This is a genomic window from Streptomyces sp. ADMS, from assembly GCF_033441795.1.
Classification (GTDB): Bacteria; Actinomycetota; Actinomycetes; order Streptomycetales; family Streptomycetaceae; genus Streptomyces.
This window is the reverse complement of sequence record NZ_JAVFVX010000324.1, coordinates 1-1073: the sequence shown is the minus strand read 5'-3', so window position 1 is coordinate 1073 and position 1073 is coordinate 1. Positions and strand designations below refer to the sequence as shown.

The window sequence follows — 1073 nt, the reverse complement described above, 5'->3', positions numbered from 1 at the left end:
GCTGGACGCCCTGCACGCCCACCTCGTCTCGCTGCACGGCCTGCTCGACGCCCACGCCGCCCGCACCGGCCAGCTCGTGCCGATCGAGGGCGACCAGCTCCGCGCCGCCCGCACCCGGATCTGGCAGGCCGCCGACCACGTCCACGCCGCCTACCACGCGGCCCCCCGGCCCGGTTCCGGCGAGGTCCCCGACCGCGAGACGTGCCGGGCCGGCCTGCCAGAAGGCGCACCGGAGCTGACCATCTGCCAACGCCACCAACTCACCGCGCACCTGGTCCGCCGCCACACCACCCCGGCCGACCTCCACGCGCCGTTCACCGGCCTCGTCCGCCGCTGACCCTGCCTTCCGTCTGGAGAAACGTTCATGCCCCGCACCCGTGCCAGCGCCTCCCACCTGTTCGTCCCCCGCAAGGCATCGCGCACCGAACAGCGAACCGCCCGCGCCGGTTTCGCCGAGGCCCGCCGCCAGGCGCGCCTCGCCGGAGCCCCGCCCAAGCGCCGCAACGAGGAAACCCTCGACCCGGAGCTGCGGCCCACCTACCCTCCGACCGGACGCCCCGGCCCCTCCTCGGCACGCGGCGGCAAACTCAGCCTGCCCGCCCACCGGATGACCACCGCCACCGTGTCCGGGGCCTATCCGTTCCTCGCTGAGGGCGGCCTGGGCGCGGAGGGAATCTTCATCGGCCGCGATGTCCACGCGGAGGCCGCGTTCTGCTACGACCCGTTCTCGCTGTACAGCAACGGCCGGATCGAGGGCTTCACCAACCCCAACGCCGTCCTCGCGGGGATTATCGGCATGGGCAAGTCGGCGCTGGCCAAGTCCATAGCCACCAGGGCGATTGCCCACGGCTACCGGGTCTACGTGCCGTGCGATCCCAAGGGCGAGTGGACGGCCGTCGCGCAGGCTCTCGGCGGCTACAGCATCGCGCTGGGCCCGGGGCTCCCGGGCAGGTTGAACCCCCTGGATGCCCCGGCCCGGCCCGCCTCGGTGAGCGAGGACGACTGGTCGACCGAGACTCGCAAGCGCCGTCTCCTGCTCCTGGCCGGCCTCGCGCGCACCGTGCTGAAGCGCG

At 73.7% G+C, this 1073-nt stretch carries 1 protein-coding gene and 1 pseudogene; both read left to right on the top strand.

What is annotated here, in order from left to right; translation table 11 throughout:
* On the top strand, window positions 1-337 hold a 337-nt coding region (locus tag RB628_RS40760; protein WP_318325687.1), incomplete at its 5' end, for a DUF6238 family protein.
* A gap of 27 nt (window positions 338-364) precedes the next feature.
* Window positions 365-1073 (top strand): annotated as a pseudogene (locus tag RB628_RS40755) (ATP-binding protein); the annotation flags it as partial.